The sequence below is a fragment of the Clostridium sp. C8 genome (assembly GCF_001010885.1).
GTDB lineage: Bacteria > Bacillota > Clostridia > Clostridiales > Clostridiaceae > Clostridium > Clostridium sartagoforme.
The window spans coordinates 1-22,687 of record NZ_LBMX01000101.1 but is presented as its reverse complement, the minus strand read 5'-3'; the positions used below and the strand labels follow the sequence as shown (position 1 = coordinate 22,687).

The window sequence follows — 22,687 nt, the reverse complement described above, 5'->3', positions numbered from 1 at the left end:
AACTATAGGAGGGAAAAGTGAAGATTAATATATATCAAGTAGACGCTTTTACAAGTAAAGTTTTTAAAGGGAATCCAGCAGCTGTTTGTATTTTAGAAAAAGACATAGATGATGAGTTAATGAAAAATATTGCCCAGGAAATGAATTTATCAGAAACAGCATTTGTAAAACCATTAGAAAACTCTAATATAAGTGAGTGTAATTTATTTTCTTTAAGGTGGTTTACTCCAAAAGTAGAGGTAGATTTATGTGGTCATGCAACTATAGCAACATCGAAAATTTTATTTGATGAATTTAATGTAAAAGAACAAGAGATAAAATACAGAACTCAAAGTGGAATACTTACTGCTAAAAAGGAAAATGAAAAAATAAGTTTAGACTTTCCAATAGATAAGCCTTTAAATTTTCATTTAACAAAAGATGTATTAAAGGCTATGGGCATAATAAATTATTCAAAAGCTATAGTAGGTAAAGAAACAAGAAAACTTGTTATAGAGTTAAAAGATAAAGAAGAGGTAATAAATTTAAAACCAAACTTTGAGATATTAAAATCATTAAATTTTGGAACTAATGTAAAGGGGATAGCTGTTACTTGCATAGGAGATGAGAAATATGATTTTATTTCAAGGTACTTTAATCCATGGGCAGGTATAAATGAGGATCCAGTGACAGGCTCGGTTCATACCTTATTAGCTAATTATTGGAGTAATAAATTAAATAAAGCAAAAATTATTGCATATCAAGCTTCAGATAGAGGTGGAGAAATTTCATTAGAATTGTTAGAAGATGATAGAGTAAAATTAAGTGGTGAAGCAGCTATAGTATTAAAGGGAGAATTATATCTTTAAATTTATGGGGGAGAATATTAGTATGGATAAATATAATAACATTGATGATGAAAATATACTAATACAAGATATTTCAAGACAAGATTATTTAAGATTATTAGCTAAACAATATCAAAGTATTGCAGAAGCATCTACAGAAATTATTAACTTAGAAGCAATTTTAAACTTACCAAAAGGAACAGAACATTTTCTAAGCGATATACATGGAGAATATGAGCCTTTTATACACGTTTTAAAAAATGGATCTGGAATGGTTAAAAGGAAGATTGAAGATATATTTGGAAATTCATTAATGGAAAGTGAGAAGAAAAGTTTAGCAACTTTAGTATATTATCCAGAACAAAAATTAGAGATAGTCTTAAAGGAAGAAAAAAATATTAACGATTGGTATAAAATAACTTTATATAGATTGATTGAGTTATGTAGATTTGTTTCATCAAAATACACAAGGTCTAAAGTTAGAAAGGCATTGCCAAAGGATTTTGCTTACGTTATAGAGGAGTTACTACATGAGCAAAGCAGTGAAGTAGATAAGCAGAAATATTATGATAAAATAATTACTACAATTATTGACATAGATAGAGCAAATGAATTTATTATCGCTTTATCTAAACTTATACAAAGATTAGTTATTGATAGGCTTCATATATTGGGAGATATATATGATAGAGGACCGAGACCAGATATAATACTAGATACATTAATTAATTATCATTCAGTCGACATACAATGGGGAAATCATGATATGCTTTGGATGGGAGCTGCAGCTGGATCAAAGGTATGTATAGCAAATGTCTTAAGAATTTCAGCAAGATATTCTAATTTAGATATAATTGAGGATATCTATGGAATTAATATGTTACCATTAGCAACATTTGCACTGAAATACTATAAAGATGATTTATGCAAAAATTTTATTCCAAAAGTAACTGATAAAAATATATATAGCAACTCTGAAATTGATTTGATTTCTAAAATGCATAAAGCAATAACTATAATACAATTCAAACTTGAAAACGATATAATTAAGAGAAATAAAGAGTTTGAAATGGAACATAGGCTGCTTTTGAATTATATAGACTATGAAAAAGGAACTATTAAAATAAATAACAATATATATGAGCTTAATGACAAGACCTTTCCAACTATAGATAAAAACAATCCATATAAACTTACAAAAGAAGAAGAAATATTAATTGAAAAATTAGAATCCTCTTTTGTTAATAGTGAAAAACTACAAAGACATATTTTGTTTTTATTTGAAAAAGGAAATATTTATTTAAAGTATAACGACAGCTTATTATTTCATGGATGTATTCCTCTAGATTCTAATAAAAATTTTTCAAGTATGAATATACAAGGAAAAGAATATAGTGGTAAAGCGCTTTTAGAAAAATTTGAATCTTTAGTGAGAGAAGGATATTTTAGTAAAAGGGATACAAGAGAAAGAGACTATGGAATGGATATAATGTGGTATCTTTGGACTGGGGCAAATTCATCACTTTTTGGTAAAGAAAAAATGACTACTTTTGAAAGATATTTTATAGATGACAAATCTACACATAAAGAACATAAGAATCCATATTATAAATGGAGAGATGATGAGGAAGTATGTAAGAAAATCCTTAGAGAATTTGAGGTTGATCATATTGAAGGAAGGATAATTAATGGACATGTTCCAGTTAAAAATAAAAGTGGAGAAAGTCCTATAAAAGCTAATGGTAAATTGATGGTAATAGATGGCGGATTTGCTAAAGCTTATAGAAGCCATACTGGAATTGCAGGATATACATTAATATATAATTCTTATGGGTTTCAATTAGTTGCTCACGAACCATTTGATTCCACAGAAGAAGCTATAGTTAAAGAAAGAGATATTCTTTCTACAACAATGATAGTAGAAAAGAGATTAGAAAGAAAAAGAGTTAAAGATACGGATGTTGGTATGGAATTAAAAAGTCAAATAAGAGACTTAAAAATGTTACTTACAGCATACAGAAAAGGATTAATAAAGTAAAGTTTAAAATTTATGAATATCTAAGAAGAAGATATATATTAAAAAGCTATATCCAATTGAAGTTATAATTTTCAATTGGATATAGTTTTTTATTGGAGTAAACTATTTTGTAACCAAAAAGTAATTATGAAAAAATTTGGTTGTAAGTTAAAATTAATATATATTGTAATTATATGGGGTGGGATTTGTGATGAGAAAGAAGGTAGTCAATAGTAATATAGCTTTTATATTAGCTTTAATAATTTTAATAGTAGTTGGAATTTTAATATTTATTAATTTTAATGAAAAAGATAAATATGAAAACGAGGGAATAAATATGACAGAAGAAGAAAAGGTAATAGTAAATGAAGTTATTAAATTAGCAGAAGAAAAAATAGGTTTAGAATATGTATGGGGCGGAAAAGGTGAAATTATGACTGAAGAAAGGTTAGATGAACTTATAGGTTATTATGGAGATAAGTACTACCCATTGAAAAAAGAAACATATATAGGAAATCAAGCCTTTGATTGTTCAGGATTAACTTATTGGACTTATAGGGAAGTAACGGGAGTTGAAATTGGCTATTCAACTTTTGAACAAGAAGATATATTACAGGGATATGAGGTAAGTGAAGAAGATTTGCAGCCAGGAGACTTAATATATACACCAGGTCATGTAGTTTTATACAAAGGTAGAGGAGAAATAATAAATGCATATAATAAATTGCCATATCCAATTGGAGGAGTTAAAAGTGGCAAGCTTTATTTAGGTGATGATAGTGTAATATATAGACCCTTTGATTATATAAAATCCTTAGAATAATAAATTTTTAGGGAACTTTTTACCAGCTATAAAACTCTTATATATAGTTAATAGTTAAGGAGACAAGGTTTGGGGGGAAGAAGCTTGGAGCTAGAAGTTAAGAAGGCTATAAATGGTGATAAAGAAGCTCTTTTAAAACTAATCATGAGTGAAAAAGATAACTACTATAAATTAGCATTTGTATATATGAAAAATGAACAAGATGCTTTAGATATATTACAGGAAATGATAGTAGTTTTATATAAAGAAATTCCAAAGCTTAAAAAGCTTGATTCATTTTATAGTTGGAGCAAAACAATACTTGTTAATTTATGTAAAAAGGAGCTATCTAAGAGAAAGAAATATGAAGATGCTAATTTAGAAAATATGCCAAAAGAAGATACTTTTAATGAATCAGAAAATAAAATTTATCTAAAATCTCTTATAGAATATTTAAATGATAATCAAAAAGAAGCTATTAGGCTTAGATATTATTTAGATTATACTTATGAAGAAATTTCTGAAATTATGAAAATACCATTAGGAACAGTAAAATCTAGAATAAATAAAGGTATTAATAAAATAAGAAAAATTATAGGTGGTGATATAAATGATTGATTTAGATAAAGAATTAAATAATCTAGAAGAAAAGGCTTTAAAAGCTCCACCAGAATTTGAAAATTTAATGAGAAAAGCATTAAATAATACAAAAAGAGAAAATAAAAAGAAAATAAATTTAAACAACAAATATATAAAAATAGCTTTAATATTTATAGCATTTATATTCATTTTTAATTTAAGTGCAGTTTCTGCAATGATAAAAAAGCTAATGGGATATGATGATTATTTTTCTTATAATAGTTATGTGAAAAAACTTAATAATAGAGGGGAACTTCAAGAGGTTAATAAATCAATAGAATTTAGCAACGGTAAAAAAATAACCATAGAAGCAGTTGTTTATGACAATAAGTATCTTTCTGTTTTTATGAGAGGAAGCATTGCTTATACGGATAGATTTTTATCGACAGATGAACCTAATGAAGAATATGATTCTGCTAAACCTAAATCTGACATAAGAATTTTAGATGGGGATTTTGCATCAGGTTCAAGTGCATTTAGTGAAAAAGATAAAAATGGAGATGCATTAAGTGTATGGACCTTTAAAATAGGGGAAAATAAAAAAGACTTTACTTTAGAAATTACAGAAAAAGGCGAAGCTAAAGAGGTAACTGTAGATATAGATTCATCTAAGATAGTTAAAATTAAGAATATAAGGCCAGAAAATAATGAAATTCAAATAGATGGAGTAAGTTTTATAGTAAATAATTTAAGAGTTAGTCCACTTGCTATAAATTTAGATTATTCAGTAGTTTCTGATGATGAAGAAAAAATTGAGGCTATTCAAAAAAATGATGGAAACTTCTTTAATGAAGGTATATATATTAGGCCTGATATAGAGGGTAGAAATATCGAAAGAATGGGTGTAGTTGCATATGATGAAAAGGAAGCTATAAATAATGGTATTAGAATAGTTGAAAACTTTGTTTTAAAGGACTTAGCTATAGACAAATTTAATAAGGCTAAGATAGTTATAGAATCAGCAAACTTTAGCGAAGCTTTAAATATTGATATTAAGAGTAATATTAAAGATACTTGGATAAATGATAATTTATTTATAGAAGAGTTAAAATATGATGAAAAGAAAGAAGTGGTGGATATAGCTTATTGGAGTAAATATAAAAAAATATGGTTTGATAAATACGTGCCTTATGAAATACTTCCTTATGATGGAGTTATTTCATATGAGGATTCAATTCATAAAAGTAATATAGATGATTTTTTAGGTAAGGATTATAGAAAGTTTATATTTATGAGAAGACAGTTATATATTGGAGAGAAAGAAAAGCTTTTTGAAAGCAAAGGTTTTTTTGTTGCTCATAATAAAGCATTAGATATTAAGAAAAAAGATAGGACTATAAATCTTAAAATTAATTATTAGTTAATTGAAAATTACAAAAATATTGACAATATAAAAAATAAGATTTATAATCCATATTAATAATAAGCATAACGAAGATTTATAAGTTATTATATTTCGGAGTATAAGATTATGAAAAGCTGTGATAAGAACAAGTAGTAGTTAGTAAAACTTACAGAAAGTAACCGGTTGATGAGAGGTGCAAGATAAGCTAATTATGAATACATCTTTGAGCTTCACACCAAATGAAGTTTTAGCATAAGGAAAATATAATTTAGAATGATAGTTATATTAATTTATTAAAATTTAATTTTTAAAACTCTATCAGAGTTTTTTCATTAATTCTACATTCTGCATTTTACATTTTTCATTCTGCGAAGCATTTAGTAGGCTGTGACGTATTCCTTGCACACGTTATAGTGCTAGAGTATTACCTAGATATTTTCTGGAGTACTTGAAAAGGTAGGCAATGTGAATTGTCTATGAACTTAAGGTGGTAACACGAAGTTTTATCTCTCGTCCTTTTGATATAAGGGGTGGGAGTTTTTTTATTTCTAGAAAAGTATAAAATTTTGAGTATGTCCACTAGTAGTTCAAATAGTTTTATCAAATAGCCTTTCGTAAAGTTATTCTTATAGAACTTGCTTATATTTTAAATAATATAAGAGGAGTGTTAAAAAATGAAAAAAACAATTGATGAGCAAATGAAAATTATTAAAAAGGGAGCAGATACAATAGTTAATGAAGAAGAGCTTAGAAAAAAACTAGAAAAAGCTGCAAAAAATAATAAACCATTAATTATCAAGTTAGGGCTTGATCCAAGTGCACCAGATATACATCTTGGTCATGCTGTAGTTTTACGTAAAATTAAACAAATGCAAGATTTAGGCCATAAAGCAGTAATTGTTATTGGAGACTTTACAGGAAAAATTGGAGATCCAACAGGAAAGGCAAAGGGAAGAAAAGCATTAACGGATGAAGAAGTATTAAAAAATGCAGAAACTTATAAAACTCAAATTTTTAAAGTTTTAGATGAAAGTAAGACGGAAGTTCGTTTTAATAGTGAATGGCTTTCAAAATTAAATTTTAATGATGTATTAAAATTAGCAGCAACTACTACTGTAGCTCGTATGTTAGAAAGAGATGATTTTCGAAATAGATATAAAAACAATGTACCAATAGGAGTTCATGAATTCTTTTATCCTTTAATGCAAGCTTACGATTCAATTGCTCTAGAGGCTGACATTGAGCTTGGAGGTACTGATCAAACCTTTAATATTTTAATGGGAAGAACACTTCAAAAGACAATGGGAGAAGAGCAACAAGTTGCAATGTTTATGCCTATTTTAGAAGGCTTAGACGGAATTGAAAAAATGAGCAAAAGTTTAGGCAACTACATTGGGGTAAATGAACCTGCAAATGTAATGTTTAAAAAAGTGATGGAGGTTCCAGATAATTTAATTATAAAATACTTTGAATTAGCTACAGATGAACATCCAGATTTAATAGAACAAATAAAAAACAAACTAGATAGTGGTGAAAATCCCAGAAATATTAAATTAGAACTTGCACAAATAATAACAAGCTTATACCATTGTGAAGAAAAAGTTAAAACAGCAATAGAATTCTATAATTCAGCTTTTACTAAAAAGGAAATTCCAGATGATGTACCTAATTTAACTGTAGAAAGTAATAAGTTGAGGGATATTGTTTCAAATTTAGTAAGTGAGAAATATGTATCAAGTAAAAAAGAATTTGCAAGACTTGTAGAGCAAGGTGGAGTTCAAATTAATGGAGAAAAAATAAATAGCTTAGACATAAATTTATCATATGATGATGTAATAAAGATAGGTAAAAAGAAGTTTGCAAAACTTAAAATAAAATCTTTGCTTAGATAATTGCTAAAAAATACTTTATTGTAATATTTAAAAACTCTACTAAATTAGTTAAAGTAGAGTTTTTAAGTAGTGAAAAGCTTATTTATATAAAAAAACTTTTAGGTTATTTTTACTATCAATAGTAGCAAGAATAACGTTTTTTACATCAGTTTGATATGAAGTTTTTAAATTGGAAATAATCCAACTTTCATCCTTATTAGTTTCTTCTAAATTATTATAAAGAATTTTACCTTCTTTAATAACTGTTACAGGTAAATTAAATGATTCTGTTTTCATTTGGTAATGAAAAGGCGTAATAGGTTCATATTTTGGATCTAAGAAAACAGAAAGTTTTCCATCAGCTTCCCAAATTGCTAATGCTACTTTTTTTACATCTTCTACTTTTTCCTCTCTTAGTTCCTCTAATAATACATCAATAGATATTCTTGCTTTATTTAATCCTTTATTTAGAATTTCTCCATTTTTAACAACTGTGACTGGTGAGCTGTTGAGGAGTTTCCTTAAGGATGGAAACCTAAGGATTCCAAGTAGTGAAATAAGATAAAGAATTACTAATACAATTGTTGTAATCATGGATCCCTCTAATCCAAGTTCTTCATCAGATAATGGATGAGCAATAATGTTTCCAATTACTAAAGCAATAACAAAATCAAGAAGTCTTAACTGCGATATAGTACGCTGACCTAAGATTCTTGCAACAACTAGTAAAAAGAAAAAGGCAATAACTGCACGAAGAATCCATTCAACTGCAGTGAGTGTTTCTTGACCATAAAAAAAATACATAAAAAATATCTCCTTATTTAAAAAGTTAAATATTAATGTTATTTTACCCAATAACAAGCTGAAAAATAACCCTACTAATATTTAGTAAGGTTATTTTTATATGGTTTTTAAATATTACTTATTATGAGATAATTTTGACCTTTTAGTAAACTTTTTGCCATTAGAATGGGCACCTTTCTTTTGACCATTTTCAATCCCAATTTCAGCGCCGGATTCTGAATACATTTTTCTAAGCTCTGCATTTGATTTAGGACGATCTTTTCTTCTATTTTTGTTATTATCCATTGTAATTACCTCCTAAAAATAAATTGTCTATATTAGTTTCCCACAATATAATTAAAAAATATTATAAAAATATAGCTTTATATAGTATTTATTATTCATATAGGTATAACTTGTATATTTAAAAATTTAATTATAAGGAATTAAATCAAGGAACTATAAAATAATAATATTAACTATTGTAAACTCAGATTTTTTAGGCGGTACAGAAATAGTAGCAGCTTTAAAAATATTTAATAATTAATTAAATATTTATGATTAAAAACAAAAATAAATATGATACTATATTAATAGTTATTTAAAATCGGAGGTATCTTATGAAATTTGATATTTACAAAATTGCTGATAATTATAAGTTAACAGAAACAGAAAGGCAAGTGCTTGAATATATATTAAAAAATATCGATGATGTTTTAGATAAAGGAGTAAGAGAGATTGCACAAATTAACTATACTTCTGCAACTACTATAATAAAGTTATCAAAAAAGTTAGGATATACTGGATATGTAGATATGATTTATAGATTAAATTTTATAGTGAAGAATAATGAGAAAAATCAAAAACGTACTTCAGATATAACTAGCTTTATTGATGAAATAGATAAAAATACTATAGACTCATTTATTGATAGTCTTATAAAACATAGACAGGATATAATTTATATTACAGGTACAGGATTTTCATCTCCAATTGTAGATTTTTTTTGTAGGAAGATGTTAGTATTGGGTTTTAAATGTATTAAGACAAATTCCTATGGAGTATATGATAACAACCAAATAGGAGGAGCCTTAGTAATAGGAATATCAAAAAGTGGTGAAACAGAAAGTGTAACAAAGGTTATAGACTATGCTGCAAAAAATAATTTAGATATTATAACCTTTACTGGAAGGCCAAGTAGTCATATGGCCAAACAATCTACAATACATTTTTCCATATTAGATGATAAAGAGTTAGATGATAGAAATATTACAGCAAATTACTTTTATGCTAGGGTGATGATTATAATGGAATACTTACTAGATAAGGCAATGAATAGTTTATAGAAGTTAAAAAAACTATCAGAGAAGAGTTTTCTGTGATAGTTTTTTGTTATTTACGGTGAGAATTTAAAAAGATTACCATGTGAACAATTTTTTATAATTCCATTCCTTCAGTTTTCAAGTGGCATATGTAAGTTTGCGTTGACTTGAAGCGAAGCAAGGTCATAAGCCAATTTACATATATCCACTTTTAAGTGTAAAGGTAAACATGTTTACTTTTTAAGTAACATGTTACTGAAAAGGTTAAATCTATTAACAATATTTATTTAAAATGTTATTCTATGTTCAAGGTAATTACCAAGGAGAAAAATTTAAAAAGATAAGGGGTACATTAGAATGAAGGAAAAGATTTTAGATAGTATGCAAAAATTTGCAAAGGCTATGATAGGACCAGTCTTATTTTTACCAATAGTAGGTATGTCAATTGCGTTAACAGCTGTACTTACTAATAAAACTTTTGTTAGTGAAGGTGGATTGATTTGGACAATAGGAAAATTCTTTAATGGTATGCTTTCTCCTATTATGGGAAATTTAAGTATTTTATTTTGTGTTGGAATTGCCATAGGTATGGCAAAAAAGAAAAAAGCAGAAGCAGCATTTGTAGCAATTATGTCATACATATTATTTTTAGGAGCAAACAGTAAATGGTTAGAATTATCAGGTAAATTAATAGCAGGAAACACTGCTGGTGAGTTATATGGAACTGGACAGACTATTCAATTAGGCTTTCATGTAACAGATATGGGTGTTTTCCTTGGAATGATATTAGGAATAGCAGTAGCTGTAGTTCATAATAAGTATGTTAATAGAGAATTTAAAGGAGCTATGGCACCTTATGGAAATAGTAAACTTGTATTTATGATTATGATTCCAGTAGTTGCAGTATTAAGTATAGGAACAACTTATATTTGGCCAAGTATAGCTAATGGAATTACTGCCCTTACAGGATTTATGAGTACTGCAGGAGCATTAGGAGTATTTGTTTATGGATTCTTAAATAGATTTTTAGTACCAACAGGATTACATCATTTAATTTGGTCTCCATTCTTATATTCAGCAGTGGGTGATCAAATGATCATAAATGGAGAAAACGTTATAGGAGCAAAACCTGTATTCTTAGCATTACTTAACGACCCTACCATAACGATGATGCCAGATTCAGCAAGATTCTTAAATTATGGCTTAGTTAAAACTTTTGGAGTTATTGGTGTAGCATTAGCATTTTATTATACAGCTAAGAAAATAAAACGTAAAAATTTGAAATCTCAATTAATTCCATCAACATTAACAGCAGTAATAGCTGGTATTACAGAACCACTAGAATTTACATTTATTTTTGCAGCTCCATTATTATGGCTTGTATATTCTGTTATAGACGGACTTTTCCAAATGATAGTTTATATACTTAATGTAAGAGTTTGTGCAACAAATGGTATTTTAGATTTTCTTGTAATAAATTTACCAGCAGGAATTGGAAAAACTCATTGGCCAGTATATGTGTTAGTAGGATTAGTTGAAATATCAGTAATTTTTGTAGTATTTAAATTTATGATTGAAAAAATGAATTTAAAGACACCGGGTAGAGAAGATGATGATAGTGATAATGCAATGGATTTAAATGAAAATGCAGTAAAAGTTAAAAAAGAAATGAAGTCATCTAAAAAAGAAATTGACAATGCTGAAAATGATAAAGAAAAAGCTTTAACTATTATAAAAGCATTGGGAGGAAAAGAAAATATAGTAACTGTAGAAAATTGTTTTTCAAGACTTAGAGTAGATGTTATTGACGATACTGTAATTGATGAGCAAACATTAAAAACTACAGGAGCATCAGGTGTAGTTAGAAAAGGTAAAAATATACAAGTTGTATATGGACTTTCAATAAATAAAATAAGAACAATAGTAGATGAAGCATTAGAAATAGTAGAATAAGGAGGAATATTAGACATGAAGAAATTTAAATTAGTTATAGTAGGTGGGGGAAGTACTTATACTCCAGGGATTGTAAAGAGCTTATTAAGTAAAAAGGAAGAATTCAAAATAGATGAGCTAAGATTATATGATATAGATGAAAAACGTCAAAATAAGGTTGGTGTAATAGTAAAAAAAGTTGTTGAAATGTTTGATCCAGAAGTAAAGCTAACTTTTACAACAAGTCCAGAAGAAGCTTTTAAGGATGCAGATTTTATCTTTGCTCAAATGCGTGTTGGGTTATATAAGATGAGAGAAATGGATGAAAAGATTCCACTAAAATATAATGTAGTTGGACAAGAAACTTGTGGACCAGGAGGACTAGCATATGGTTTAAGAACTATATATCCTATGGTTGAAATAATTGATTTCTGTGAAAAATATGCAAATAAGAGTTATTGGATAGTAAACTATTCAAATCCAGCAGCTATTGTAGCAAAAGCTATGTACAAGCTAAGACCAAATGCAAGAATTTTAAATATATGTGATATGCCAGTTGCAATTATGAGAAATATGGCAAATATTTTAGATTGTGATAGACATGATATAGAAGCTGATTATTTTGGACTAAATCATTTTGGATGGTTTACAAATATAAGAGTAAATGGAGAAGATAGAACAGAAGAACTTAAGAGCTATGTTCTTGAGCATGGATATCTGCCACCAGATTCAAGAAGTGAAGTAAGACATAATGATGCATCATGGCTTCATACATTTACTAATGCAAAACATATGATGCAAATGTTCCCTAAATATCTTCCTAACACATATATGCAATACTATATTTTAGGAGATGAAGTTGTTGGACATTCTGATAAAAATCATACAAGAGCAAATGAAGTAATGGAAGGAAGAGAAAAGAAAATATTTGATTCTGTAGATCAATATAGCGCTACAGGAGAAATTGATCTTACACAATTCTTTACTGGAGTACACGGAGAATTTATAGTAGAAGTGGCTATGAGTTTAGCATTTGATCAAAGAAAAAGACATTTAGTTATGGTTGAAAATAATGGTGCTATTAAGAATTTACCAGATGATGCTATGGTTGAAATACCAGCGTATATAACTAAAGACGGTCCTGAAGCAGTTCGTGTTGGCGAAATTCCTACATTCTATAAAGGATTAATAGAACAACAAGAAGCTAGTGAAAAGTTAGTTGTAGAGGCTGCAATTGAGGGCTCATATGAAAAGGCACTTATGGCATTTACTATGAATAAGACAATTCCATCTGCATTTGTAGCTAAGCAAATATTAGATGAAATGATTGAAGCTAATAAAGAGTATTGGCCAGAATTAAAGTAATAGAAGCAATCTATTGAATAAATAAAGAGATGCTGCAAAAGCAGCATCTCTTATTTTTTTAATTTAATTTCATTTTTACATAAATAACAACCTATAAATGCAGTAATAGGAACAGCAAGTACAACACCTATACTACCAGCTAATCCTTGAATTATCTCAATTCCTAAAAGATCTAAATTTATCATTTTATTAAAAGGCATATTAGCTGAAAATACTAATATAAGGATACTTAATGATCCTCCAGCAAATGCTAAAATTAATGTATTGGTCATTGTTCCAATAGTATCTTTACCTATATTCATAGAACTTTTAAATAATTCATTAAAACTAATTTTATTATTTACACTGTGTATTTCAAATAAGGATGAAGCAATTGACATAGAGATATCCATGACAGCTCCTAAAGTTGCAACTAAAATTCCAGTAAACATTATTCCTCTAATTTTTAAACCAGTATCTTCTGCAATATACATTAAGCTTTCTGCCTCGCTCATATTTAATCCAGAAAGAGTAGTTAAAGAGCCAAAAATATATGCTACTATTCCTGAAATTATAACTCCAAAGACAGTACCTAAAATTGCAGTTAATGTCTTCTTGTTAAACCCGGAAACAAGCACTAGAGTCACGGTTATACTTAAGACACTCATAAGAATACCCGCTAATATAGGATTTACTCCTCTAAGCATTAAAGGAACCATTAAATAAACGCAACATATTAATGTAAAAAATAAAGCAACTAAGGATTTTATTCCCTTTACACCAGCTATTGCAACAACAGACAATACAAATATTGCTATTAATAAATACAACATATTGCTCCTATCATAGCTATATAAGGTCATTTGGGTAGTGTCATTTTTTTCTATTACACCAACTATAACTTTGGTGCCTTCCTTGACTTTTAAATTATACAATCTACTTATTGGATTTTCTATTTCATGTGTACTTCCAGAGTAAGGCTTGGCTGATATTTTAACTAATACTTTTTGAAAGCCCACTTCAACATCCTCTAAATAAGGATCTTTTGTTAAATCTTCATTTAATACTTCTGTAACAACTGCATTGTAATATTTCATATTACCATTATATTTATCAGGCAAAAACCCACCCTTAAATATAGACTTTGATAAAATAATTAATAATACGCTAAATAATATAACTCCTAAAAGCATAATCAAATTTTCATTTAAATTTAGTTTCTTTCTAGTTGAAGTCGTTTTCTTGGAATTTTGTTTATTATTCCCACCCTTTTTACCCATAGTTTCCTCCATATTAATATATATGTTTCAATTAATAATTTACATTATTATAGAATTATAAGGTTGAAGTTTGATAAGTTTATTTTAGCAAAATAGTAAAATTGAAATCATATATTTTTGTTTTTCTATATAAGTTGATAGAATACTTATTTTACTTAAATCTTGTCAATTTTAAAGACGATTTAAGTAAGTTTAGAATATTTATTACAACTAATATACTTATAATACTAATTATATTACAGTAAGATAAAAAGGTAAATTATAGTATTAAATATTTCTTTGAGTATGTAAATTTGTTAAGTTAAATTTGTTAAATAATTGCCTTTTTTAGTTATAAATGTTAAAATATAAACGAGCATTTAAGAAAGGGGGATTAATAATGGATAACATGATAAATAGGGAGAAAAGAGTAGGTGCTGGAATTATTACAATGTCTGTACTATATTTTATAGGACAAGCATTTACAATTTTAGGAGTTATAATTAATCTTGTATTTAAAGATCAAATAAATAACTTTTTATTGGAGGCAGGAACTGCAGCAGATGTAAATCCAACAGAGCTTACAATAACATTATGCATAGCAATAATCATAACTATAGCAGTAATATTAATTTTACTTAAAAAGCCTATTGGAGCATTTATATTTATAGGTATTGAAATTTTATCATTTGTTTATAAAGCAATAGTTGCTGGAGTTACTATATATACACCTTTAAGTTTGATTTTTCCAGGATTAATGATTTTCTTTATTTATAAAAAGAAAGATATATATTTTGTAAAGGAATAAGAAAAGTAAAGAGTAGATCTAAAATATAGATTTACTCTCTTTATTTTAATAAGATATAAAACAAGGAGTAGTTATATGAAAAAAAAGCAAATAGTAATAGGTATTAGTATATTTATGGTAGCTTTAATAGGAATTATTATTTCAGCATTATACGTTAAAAACAAATCAACTGTAAATAGTAATAAAGAAAGTAAGATTGATTATTTTGAAATAAAAGAAACTGGCGGCTTAAAGTTTAAAGGAAGCAGTATAATAAGTAAAGAACAGAAAATAATGTTGGATAAAAGTAATGGTGAGCTGAACGAAGTATTTGTTAAAGATGGACAATATGTAGAAAAAGATGTAGAACTTTTTAGTTATTATAATGAAGCTATTCAAGAACAAGTTGATGAGTTAAATAGGCAAATTAATTCATTAAATTCAAAAATTCAAAAAGAAAAAGAAAGAGTAAATAAGCTAGAAGCACTTAATAAAGAAGCACAAGCTAAAGAGGTTCAAGCAGCCTTAGATACAACAAATCAGATACAAAGTCCACAAACACAGCAAGTAGAAATAACTAGTATGGTTGATGAATTAACAGAAACTTTAAATGATACTATTTCTAAAAGAGATTCCTTAAATAATAAAGTTGTAAAAATTATAAAGGCAGAAATAAGTGGAAAAGTCTATATAAATAATGAAGATTTGACAAAAGAATATATGAGAATAATTTCAGAGGATTCCTTAATATATGCACAAGCATCAGAATTTGATGTAGATAAGTTAAAATTAGATGACAAAGTGGAAGCAAAAATTATAAGCAATAACAAAAAAGTTATGGGGAAAATAATTAAGATTGAAGAAGTCCCAACAATGTCCTCTGATGGGAAATCTGCAGGATACGCATTTTATATTAAGCCGGATGAAAGTATAAAAATAGGGTTTAGCGTAGAATTAACAGTGAATCCAGAAGAAGTTGCTATACCTAAAAGTTGTGTTATGGAAGAGTCAGGGAAAGTATATGTTAAGTTAGTTGAAGGTGAAAATAATAAAAAGGTAGAAATAAAGGCAACGCTAAAGGATGATAACTACATACTTGAAGATAGCACTTTAAAGGTAGGAGATAAGATACTAATAAATCCTTCAGAAGATAGTAAGGAGGAAGTATAGTATGATAAAACTGAAGGGTATAAACAAGTACTATACTTCAGGAGATGAAAAGTTACATGCTTTAAAAAATGTGGATTTAGAAGTGAAAAAAGGAGAGTTTTTAGCTATAATGGGGCCATCAGGTTCTGGTAAATCTACAATGATAAAAATATTAGGACTTTTAGATAAGGATTTCGAAGGTAGCTATTTGCTTGATGAAAAAGAAGTAAAAAGCCTTAATGATGATTTACTTAGTAATTTGAGAAATAAGAAAATAGGTTTTGTATTCCAAGATTTTAACTTAATAGATAGATTAACTATTAAAGAGAATATAGAGCTTCCCATGTTATATATGGGAAAAGGTATTAAAGAAACTAAAGATAAGGTAATTGAGCTTTTAGGAAAAATAAATTTATTAGATAAGATTAATAAATATCCTACGCAATTATCAGGAGGACAACAGCAAAGAATATCTATAGTTAGGTCTCTTGTAAATAATCCAGATATAATAATAGCAGATGAACCAACAGGAGCTCTTGATAGTAAAACATCAGAAGAAATAATTGAAATATTTAATGAGTTAAATAAAGAAGGAATAACAATTATTTTAATTACTCATGATATAAATATTGCCAAAAAAGCGAAAAGAATAGTGAAAATCTTTGATGGCAATCTTGAGGAGGTAGATACTAATGAAATTTAGAGTTTTAGTTTTTACAGCTTTAAGAAATTTAAACAGAAATAAGAAAAGATCTATTTTAACAATGCTTGGTATAATCATTGGAATAGCTTCTGTTATTACAATAGTAGCACTTGGACAAGGATATAAAAATAAAACTATTAAAGAGTTTACAGGAGAAACAGATGGAGCTGTTGTTCTTATGGCAACTTTTAGCCCAGAAACTTTCACTGAAGAAGTTTCAACAATGGAGTTTTTTAAGGACAAGCATAAAAGTGAAGTAGAAAATTTAGAATCAGTTGAATCAGTTGAATTTCAATATAGTAGTAATTCTCTTGGAGAATTTATACAAATGGATTTTAGAGGAAAAAACATTAATGCTATGATTAAACCAGTAGAAGAATTTGATGTAAGTGATGAGGTTTTTGGCAGAAATTTAACTAATAATGATGATCTTTTAAATGATAGAGTTATAGTAGTTGCAGAGCAAACCTTAAAGAATAATTTTGATAATATTGACGAGTTGGTTGGTGGAATAGCAACTATAAATGGAATAGCATTTGAAGTTGTTGGAATTAAAAAAGCTCCACCAGAAGAGGAGATAAGTTTTTTCGACATGGGTGGAGATATAAAAATTCCAAAGAAAACTTATGATAAATATTTCTCAGGCTTAAAAAAAGTAGAAGGATTAACTATTACTTTAAAAAAGGATAGTGATGTCAAAGCTAGTATAAAGGAAATAGAAAATACTCTAAATTCAATAGAAGGTAATGTAATAAAAGGTAAATATCAAATAATAGATACAAGTGGAGTAGTAAATTTATTAGGGGGAGTACTTAATACAATAACTATGTTTATAGCATCTGTAGCAGGTATTTCTTTATTTATAGCAGGAATAGGACTTATGAATATGATGTATACATCAGTTTCAGAAAGAACTAGAGAAATTGGAATAAAAAGAGCTTTAGGAGCAAGGAAAAAAGATATTAGAAAAGAATTTTTAATAGAAGGAATAGTAATTACAATGGTTGGTGGAGTAGTTGGATATATCTTAGGGATAATAATTGCTAACATAATATCCATGTACTTTAAACTAGTAATTACACCAAGTTTATTTACAAGCTTATTAGCAATAGGAATATCAATTATAATAGGACTTGCATCAAGTTTTATTCCAGCAAGAAAAGCATCAAATGCAAATACTGTAGATATACTAAAATAGAAAGTGGATTAATTCACTTTCTATTTTTGTTTTTAAATAATATAATATACTTATAGTTACTAGGAGGTATATTTATGTTTATTAGACCAATTTAACTTAATTCTAAATTCAAATTTTCACCTTTTTATAAAGGTTTATTTGTCATGTAATTTAGGAGGAAAGTTAAATTGAATAATAAAAGAAATATATATTTAATGTATATTATAGTATTCTTGCAGGGATTTGTATTTTATGGTCCAATTGCAACAGTATTTAGAGAAAATAGGGGGGTATCAATATATCAAATATTTTTGATTGAATCCATCTCTATGATTCTTATAATGTTGTTTGAAGTACCTTGGGGAATATTTGCAGATAAATTTGGATATAAAAAGACTTTAGTAATATCAAATTTTATATTTTTCATATCTAAAATAGTGTTTTTTAAAGCAAATTCGTTTTGGATATTTCTATTTGAAAGAATATTATTATCCATTTCAATATCGGGATTATCAGGTTGTGATACTGCTTTAATATATTTATCACTGGATAAAAATCAAAATAGTGAAAGAGTCTTTGGAAGATATGTATGGTTTTCTAATGTAGGGTTTTTACTTGGATCTATGATTTCAACTTATATAATTAATATATCAATTGATTTAACAGCTTATTACACTATTATCCCTTATGGAATAGCTTTTGGTGTATCTTTATTTCTTAAAAATATAACTGATGAAGTTACTAAAAAGGAAAATGTAAAAAATAAATTTAAATATAGTTTAAAACATGTAGCAGCTAATAAATATATAATAATATTTTTAGTTGGAATTTCTTTAGTCAAAGAAGTTGTTCAAAGTATAACTGTATTTTTAAATCAACAACAATATATTAAAAGTGGGATAGATATAAGATATTTTGGGATTTTATTAGTAGCAATTCAATTTATGAAATTAATATCAGTAAAGTCATATAAATTAAGTAATATGATAGGACAAATAAAATCAATAAATATGTTGACGATAGCTGTTTTTATAAGTTCATCTATATTAATAATCATAAGTAATGCAATATTAAGTTTTTTATGTGTATCAGTTATTTCTATTGGCATGGCAATAATGGAGCCAATGATTATAGATATAAAAAATAAGTCTATATCATCAGGAAATAGAGCTACTATTTTATCAATATATTCTATGATAGAAAGTATAACTTCATCGATTATAAATCCAATCATAGGTTTTGTATCTAACTCAGCTCTAGAAAATGGGTTAATAGCATGCAGTTTAATTAGCTTAGCTGCAATTATTTTAATTAGATATTTTAGAAAAATAAATATAGAAAATTAAAAAATTGTTGACTATAAATTAATTCTAACATATATTATATTTAGATAGATTTTAAAATAAAGCGAGGTATTTTTGTGAGTGTCTAGTATCTAAAATAGTAATTTAATATTAATTCTAAAAATAGGGTGATATACCTTTATTTGTTATGGAATTAATAAAACTATTAATAGATACAAGTCCACGAATATGCTTTAAGGTGTTTTATATACCTTTATTAGTGTTGAGTTTAAAGCTGTGGAAGTATCCATGGCTTTTTTATTTTATATAGAATTACTTATTAATTTAAGTTTAAGATTTATAAAAGTATAAAAAACTATATTACTTAAAATCTATCTAGGTTTCGTAGACTTGTAAATAATACAAGGAAGGTTATTTATATGAATAAAAGTACACTAGAAAAATTACATTATTATAAATTAAAAGAAATTATTAAGGGGTATTGCGTTAGTGGTTTGGGTAAAGCCTTAATGGATAAGCTTGAGCCTAGTGATAATATGAAAATTGTAGAACAAAGATTAGAGGAAACCTCAGAAGGAAGAAGATTATTAGATGCATCTTACCATATACCATTAGAAGGAATTTTTGATGTAGTACCACTTATTGAAAAGATTGATAAGGGAGCATCATTAGATCCAAATGAATTAGTTATGATATCTAACTTTTTAAGAGGATGTAGAAAAGTTAAATTATTTATAAAAGATAAAGAAGGATATGCTAAAACATTAAGTTCATATGGAGAAAATATTACAGATTTAAGTTATATAGAGGAAGAAATAAATAATTCAATTAAAGGTAGTATTGTTGATTCTAATGCTAGCAAAGAGCTTAAGAAGATAAGAAGGCACATTGATATTTGTGAAGGTAAAATAAAGGAAAGGCTTGAAAAATTCTTAAAGAATAGTACTAATAGAGAATATATTCAAGAAAGTTTTATAAGTCAAAGAAATGGAAGATATACTATACCTATAAAGGCAGCATTTAAAAATCAAGTTCAAGGAACTATAATTGAAACTTCAACTAAAGGATCAACTGTATTTATAGAACCAAGTGTGATATCAAAATATACGGCAGAACTTGCAACATTAAAGATAGAAGAAAGTGTTGAAGAATATAGGATTTTATCTACAATTACTGAAATGATTTATGAAAGAATGAGAGATTTAAAAATAAATATTGAAGTAATATCAGAGTATGATATGATTTGGGCAAAATCTAAATATAGTCGTGAGATTAATGGAATTAAGCCTAAAATAAATAATCATGGATATATAAAGATAGTAAAAGGAAAGTATCCATTAATAAAGGATGGAGTACCATTAGATTTTGAAATTGGAGAAGATTATAGAAGTTTAATAATTACTGGACCAAATGCTGGAGGGAAAACAGTTGTACTAAAAACAGTAGGACTTTTGACTTTAGCAGCTCAATCAGGATTCCATATAGGAGCAAAAGAAGGAACAGAAATATCTTTATTTAATAAGATATTTGTAGATATTGGAGATGATCAAAGTGTTGAAAATGCTTTAAGTACATTTTCATCTCATGTTAAGAACCTAGCACAAATTCTAAAGGAAAGTAATAAATCTACTTTATTATTATTTGATGAAATAGGAAGTGGAACGGAACCCAATGAAGGAGCAGCACTTGCAATTGCTATATTAGAAGAATTTTATCATAAAGGATGTATAACAGTTGCATCTACGCATTATGGAGAAATAAAAAATTTCTCAAAAGAGCATCCTGATTTTGAAAACGCAGCTATGGAATTTAAAAAAGATACACTTGAGCCACTATATAAGCTTTCAATAGGAAAATCAGGTGATAGTAATGCTTTATATATTTCAAGAAAGATGGGAATAGATGATAAGGTTATTGAAAAAGCAAGAAAATATATAGATTCTAAAGAATATAATTATGACTTAGTTAAAGAAAGTAAAGTTTCTAAAAAGAAAATTCAAAAGAATACAATTGAATATACTTCATATTCAATTGGAGATAAAGTTAGCCTTTTAGATAATAACAGAGAAGCAATAGTATATAAGGAAATAAATGAATTAAATAATATAACAGTATTCTATGATGATAAATTTATTGAAGTCAATTATAAAAGGTTGAAGTTAGAAATAAAGGCAGAAGAACTTTACCCAGAAGGATATGATTTAAATCAAATATTCATAAGTTATAAAGAAAGAAAACTTGAAAGAGATATTGAAAGAGGATCAAAAAAGGCTTTAAAGAAGATAAGAAAAGAGTATTTTGCTAATTAAAAATTCATAGTGTAGTTTATTTTATACTCCCATTTTAAGATTATAATCTTAAAATGGGAGTTTTTTATGATAAGGAAGGCTTCGGAACATTAATTTTTAATTAGTAGTTAATTTTATACTTTCCTTCATTTGATTATTTATTATTTAAGTTATTAAGATAAATATTATATAAGTATATTAAAAAGGTATATAATAAAAATAAGATTAAAATATCTTAAAGGTAGTGATTAATAATGAAGAAAATAATAAATAGAGAATTAACTAAATTAAATAAAAAAGAAAATAAGTTATTAAATAAAAAGGAAAATAAGTTTATTAAAAGTAAAGTAGAACCAATTTCAGATAAGATAGAAGAAAAAATACCACAAAAGCTAAAGGATACATTAGAAAATGCTTTTTATAATGGATTTAAATTAGTGTTAGAAAAGGGAAGTAAGTATATAGAAAAACTATATGATAAAGATAAAATTCAATTAGAACACGATGTAAATAATTATTCACTAGATAAAAAGGTTACTAGAAAAAGTATAAATCTAATGGATTCTCAAGGGAAGAAAAGTAAGCTTATAAATTCAACTATCTCAACTATAGAGGGTGCAGGACTAGGAGCATTAGGCATTGGATTACCAGATATACCATTATTTATTGCTATGATATTAAAGACAATATATGAAATTACTTTAAGCTACGGCTTTGATTATGAGAGTGAAGCAGAAAAGATTTATATATTAAATTTAATAAATGTTGCCTTAACAAATGGTGAAGAAAAAATAATTTGTAATGAAGAGTTAAATGAAATTGAACATAAAATAGATTCTGATATGAAAATAAGTAAAGATTTAAACTTAGAACTTAGAAATACATCACAAGTATTATCAGAAAATTTATTAATGTCAAAGTTTATTCAGGGATTACCTATAATTGGAGTTTTAGGAAGTATAACTAATTATAAAGTCATAAATAAAGTTAGTAAATATGCTAGAATTAGATATAAAAGGAGATATTTAAATAAAAAGATAAGATGAGGAGAATTAAATATGAAGATGGGGGCAGTTAGAAGATAATGGAGAGATGTATGAATACAGAATTATTATGTGTAAGCGATTCAGAAAATGGC

General features: G+C 26.9%; 19 protein-coding genes. 16 read left to right on the top strand and 3 right to left on the bottom strand.

Annotated features, from left to right (window positions below):
- Positions 1–17 precede the first annotated feature (17 nt).
- From AAT22_RS16135 to tyrS, 6 genes are all read left to right on the top strand, one after another.
- Positions 18–848, top strand: a complete 831-nt coding sequence (locus AAT22_RS16135) for a PhzF family phenazine biosynthesis protein (protein WP_052953986.1) — start codon at positions 18–20, stop codon at positions 846–848.
- Between the two features lie 22 nt (positions 849–870).
- The gene (locus tag AAT22_RS16130) at positions 871–2,865 is read left to right on the top strand and encodes a fructose-bisphosphatase class III (RefSeq protein ID WP_016207343.1); all 1,995 of its coding nucleotides are present in this window, start codon (positions 871–873) and stop codon (positions 2,863–2,865) included.
- Positions 2,866–3,055: 190 nt separating this feature from the next.
- Positions 3,056–3,667: an NlpC/P60 family protein gene (locus tag AAT22_RS16125; protein ID WP_047001994.1), complete on the top strand. Its 612-nt coding sequence runs from the start codon at positions 3,056–3,058 to the stop codon at positions 3,665–3,667.
- Positions 3,668–3,751: 84 nt separating this feature from the next.
- A complete protein-coding gene (locus tag AAT22_RS16120; protein WP_016207341.1) occupies positions 3,752–4,264 on the top strand; it encodes a sigma-70 family RNA polymerase sigma factor in 513 nt (170 codons plus the stop codon).
- Complete coding sequence (locus AAT22_RS16115) at positions 4,257–5,645, top strand: DUF4179 domain-containing protein (RefSeq protein ID WP_047001993.1); 1,389 nt, start codon at positions 4,257–4,259, stop codon at positions 5,643–5,645. The genes AAT22_RS16120 and AAT22_RS16115 overlap by 8 nt, the downstream gene beginning before the upstream one ends.
- Positions 5,646–6,304: 659 nt before the next feature.
- Positions 6,305–7,522 (top strand): tyrosine--tRNA ligase, encoded by a 1,218-nt coding sequence (gene tyrS, locus AAT22_RS16110; protein WP_047001992.1) that lies wholly within the window; start codon positions 6,305–6,307, stop codon positions 7,520–7,522.
- A 78-nt stretch (positions 7,523–7,600) separates the two neighbouring features.
- On the opposite strand, the gene AAT22_RS16105 is transcribed toward tyrS, so the two are convergent.
- Positions 7,601–8,305: a DUF421 domain-containing protein gene (locus AAT22_RS16105; protein ID WP_047001991.1), complete on the bottom strand. Its 705-nt coding sequence runs from the start codon at positions 8,303–8,305 to the stop codon at positions 7,601–7,603.
- A 114-nt stretch (positions 8,306–8,419) separates the two neighbouring features.
- Entirely contained in the window at positions 8,420–8,590 is a 171-nt protein-coding gene (locus tag AAT22_RS19195; protein WP_016207335.1) for a hypothetical protein, read from the bottom strand.
- A gap of 314 nt (positions 8,591–8,904) precedes the next feature.
- Between AAT22_RS19195 and AAT22_RS16100 the strand changes: the two genes are divergently transcribed.
- The 3 genes from AAT22_RS16100 to AAT22_RS16090 all read left to right on the top strand — a co-directional run bounded on the left by AAT22_RS16100 (position 8,905) and on the right by AAT22_RS16090 (position 12,903).
- Complete coding sequence (locus AAT22_RS16100; protein ID WP_016207334.1) at positions 8,905–9,630, top strand: MurR/RpiR family transcriptional regulator; 726 nt, start codon at positions 8,905–8,907, stop codon at positions 9,628–9,630.
- A 333-nt stretch (positions 9,631–9,963) separates the two neighbouring features.
- Positions 9,964–11,559, top strand: a complete 1,596-nt coding sequence (locus AAT22_RS16095; RefSeq protein ID WP_047001990.1) for a PTS transporter subunit EIIC — start codon at positions 9,964–9,966, stop codon at positions 11,557–11,559.
- 15 nt (positions 11,560–11,574) lie between these two features.
- Complete coding sequence (locus tag AAT22_RS16090; protein WP_047001989.1) at positions 11,575–12,903, top strand: 6-phospho-alpha-glucosidase; 1,329 nt, start codon at positions 11,575–11,577, stop codon at positions 12,901–12,903.
- Positions 12,904–12,953: 50 nt separating this feature from the next.
- On the opposite strand, the gene AAT22_RS16085 is transcribed toward AAT22_RS16090, so the two are convergent.
- A complete protein-coding gene (locus AAT22_RS16085) occupies positions 12,954–14,162 on the bottom strand; it encodes a YibE/F family protein (RefSeq protein WP_084820792.1) in 1,209 nt (402 codons plus the stop codon).
- 379 nt (positions 14,163–14,541) lie between these two features.
- Here AAT22_RS16085 and AAT22_RS16080 point away from each other — a divergent pair, with 379 nt between their 5' ends.
- From AAT22_RS16080 to AAT22_RS16050, 7 genes are all read left to right on the top strand, one after another.
- Positions 14,542–14,949 (top strand): hypothetical protein, encoded by a 408-nt coding sequence (locus AAT22_RS16080; RefSeq protein ID WP_047001988.1) that lies wholly within the window; start codon positions 14,542–14,544, stop codon positions 14,947–14,949.
- Positions 14,950–15,024: 75 nt separating this feature from the next.
- Positions 15,025–16,098, top strand: coding sequence for an efflux RND transporter periplasmic adaptor subunit (locus AAT22_RS16075; RefSeq protein WP_047001987.1), 1,074 nt, complete (start codon positions 15,025–15,027; stop codon positions 16,096–16,098).
- Position 16,099: 1 nt separating this feature from the next.
- On the top strand, positions 16,100–16,780 hold the full coding sequence (locus tag AAT22_RS16070) for an ABC transporter ATP-binding protein (RefSeq protein WP_047001986.1): 681 nt from the start codon (positions 16,100–16,102) through the stop codon (positions 16,778–16,780).
- Positions 16,770–17,978, top strand: coding sequence for an ABC transporter permease (locus AAT22_RS16065; protein WP_016207328.1), 1,209 nt, complete (start codon positions 16,770–16,772; stop codon positions 17,976–17,978). Before AAT22_RS16070 ends, AAT22_RS16065 begins: the two co-directional genes overlap by 11 nt.
- 167 nt (positions 17,979–18,145) lie before the next feature.
- Positions 18,146–19,303, top strand: a complete 1,158-nt coding sequence (locus AAT22_RS16060; RefSeq protein WP_052953985.1) for an MFS transporter — start codon at positions 18,146–18,148, stop codon at positions 19,301–19,303.
- A 377-nt stretch (positions 19,304–19,680) separates the two neighbouring features.
- On the top strand, positions 19,681–21,570 hold the full coding sequence (locus AAT22_RS16055; RefSeq protein ID WP_047001985.1) for an endonuclease MutS2: 1,890 nt from the start codon (positions 19,681–19,683) through the stop codon (positions 21,568–21,570).
- 233 nt (positions 21,571–21,803) lie between these two features.
- Complete coding sequence (locus tag AAT22_RS16050; protein WP_047001984.1) at positions 21,804–22,595, top strand: EcsC family protein; 792 nt, start codon at positions 21,804–21,806, stop codon at positions 22,593–22,595.
- Positions 22,596–22,687 lie beyond the last annotated feature (92 nt).

Excerpts from the sequence above, each read along its gene's own strand:
- AAT22_RS16075 (WP_047001987.1), top strand. The coding sequence starts at position 15,025 with ATGAAAAAAAAGCAAATAGTAATAGGTATTAGTATATTTATGGTAGCT.
- AAT22_RS16055 (WP_047001985.1), top strand. The coding sequence starts at position 19,681 with ATGAATAAAAGTACACTAGAAAAATTACATTATTATAAATTAAAAGAA.
- AAT22_RS16080 (WP_047001988.1), top strand. The coding sequence starts at position 14,542 with ATGGATAACATGATAAATAGGGAGAAAAGAGTAGGTGCTGGAATTATT.
- AAT22_RS16070 (WP_047001986.1), top strand. The coding sequence starts at position 16,100 with ATGATAAAACTGAAGGGTATAAACAAGTACTATACTTCAGGAGATGAA.
- AAT22_RS16130 (WP_016207343.1), top strand. The coding sequence starts at position 871 with ATGGATAAATATAATAACATTGATGATGAAAATATACTAATACAAGAT.
- AAT22_RS16115 (WP_047001993.1), top strand. The coding sequence starts at position 4,257 with ATGATTGATTTAGATAAAGAATTAAATAATCTAGAAGAAAAGGCTTTA.
- AAT22_RS16105 (WP_047001991.1), bottom strand. The coding sequence starts at position 8,305 with ATGTATTTTTTTTATGGTCAAGAAACACTCACTGCAGTTGAATGGATT.
- AAT22_RS16125 (WP_047001994.1), top strand. The coding sequence starts at position 3,056 with ATGAGAAAGAAGGTAGTCAATAGTAATATAGCTTTTATATTAGCTTTA.
- AAT22_RS16095 (WP_047001990.1), top strand. The coding sequence starts at position 9,964 with ATGAAGGAAAAGATTTTAGATAGTATGCAAAAATTTGCAAAGGCTATG.
- AAT22_RS16065 (WP_016207328.1), top strand. The coding sequence starts at position 16,770 with ATGAAATTTAGAGTTTTAGTTTTTACAGCTTTAAGAAATTTAAACAGA.
- tyrS (WP_047001992.1), top strand. The coding sequence starts at position 6,305 with ATGAAAAAAACAATTGATGAGCAAATGAAAATTATTAAAAAGGGAGCA.
- AAT22_RS16050 (WP_047001984.1), top strand. The coding sequence starts at position 21,804 with ATGAAGAAAATAATAAATAGAGAATTAACTAAATTAAATAAAAAAGAA.
- AAT22_RS16085 (WP_084820792.1), bottom strand. The coding sequence starts at position 14,162 with ATGGGTAAAAAGGGTGGGAATAATAAACAAAATTCCAAGAAAACGACT.
- AAT22_RS19195 (WP_016207335.1), bottom strand. The coding sequence starts at position 8,590 with ATGGATAATAACAAAAATAGAAGAAAAGATCGTCCTAAATCAAATGCA.
- AAT22_RS16090 (WP_047001989.1), top strand. The coding sequence starts at position 11,575 with ATGAAGAAATTTAAATTAGTTATAGTAGGTGGGGGAAGTACTTATACT.
- AAT22_RS16100 (WP_016207334.1), top strand. The coding sequence starts at position 8,905 with ATGAAATTTGATATTTACAAAATTGCTGATAATTATAAGTTAACAGAA.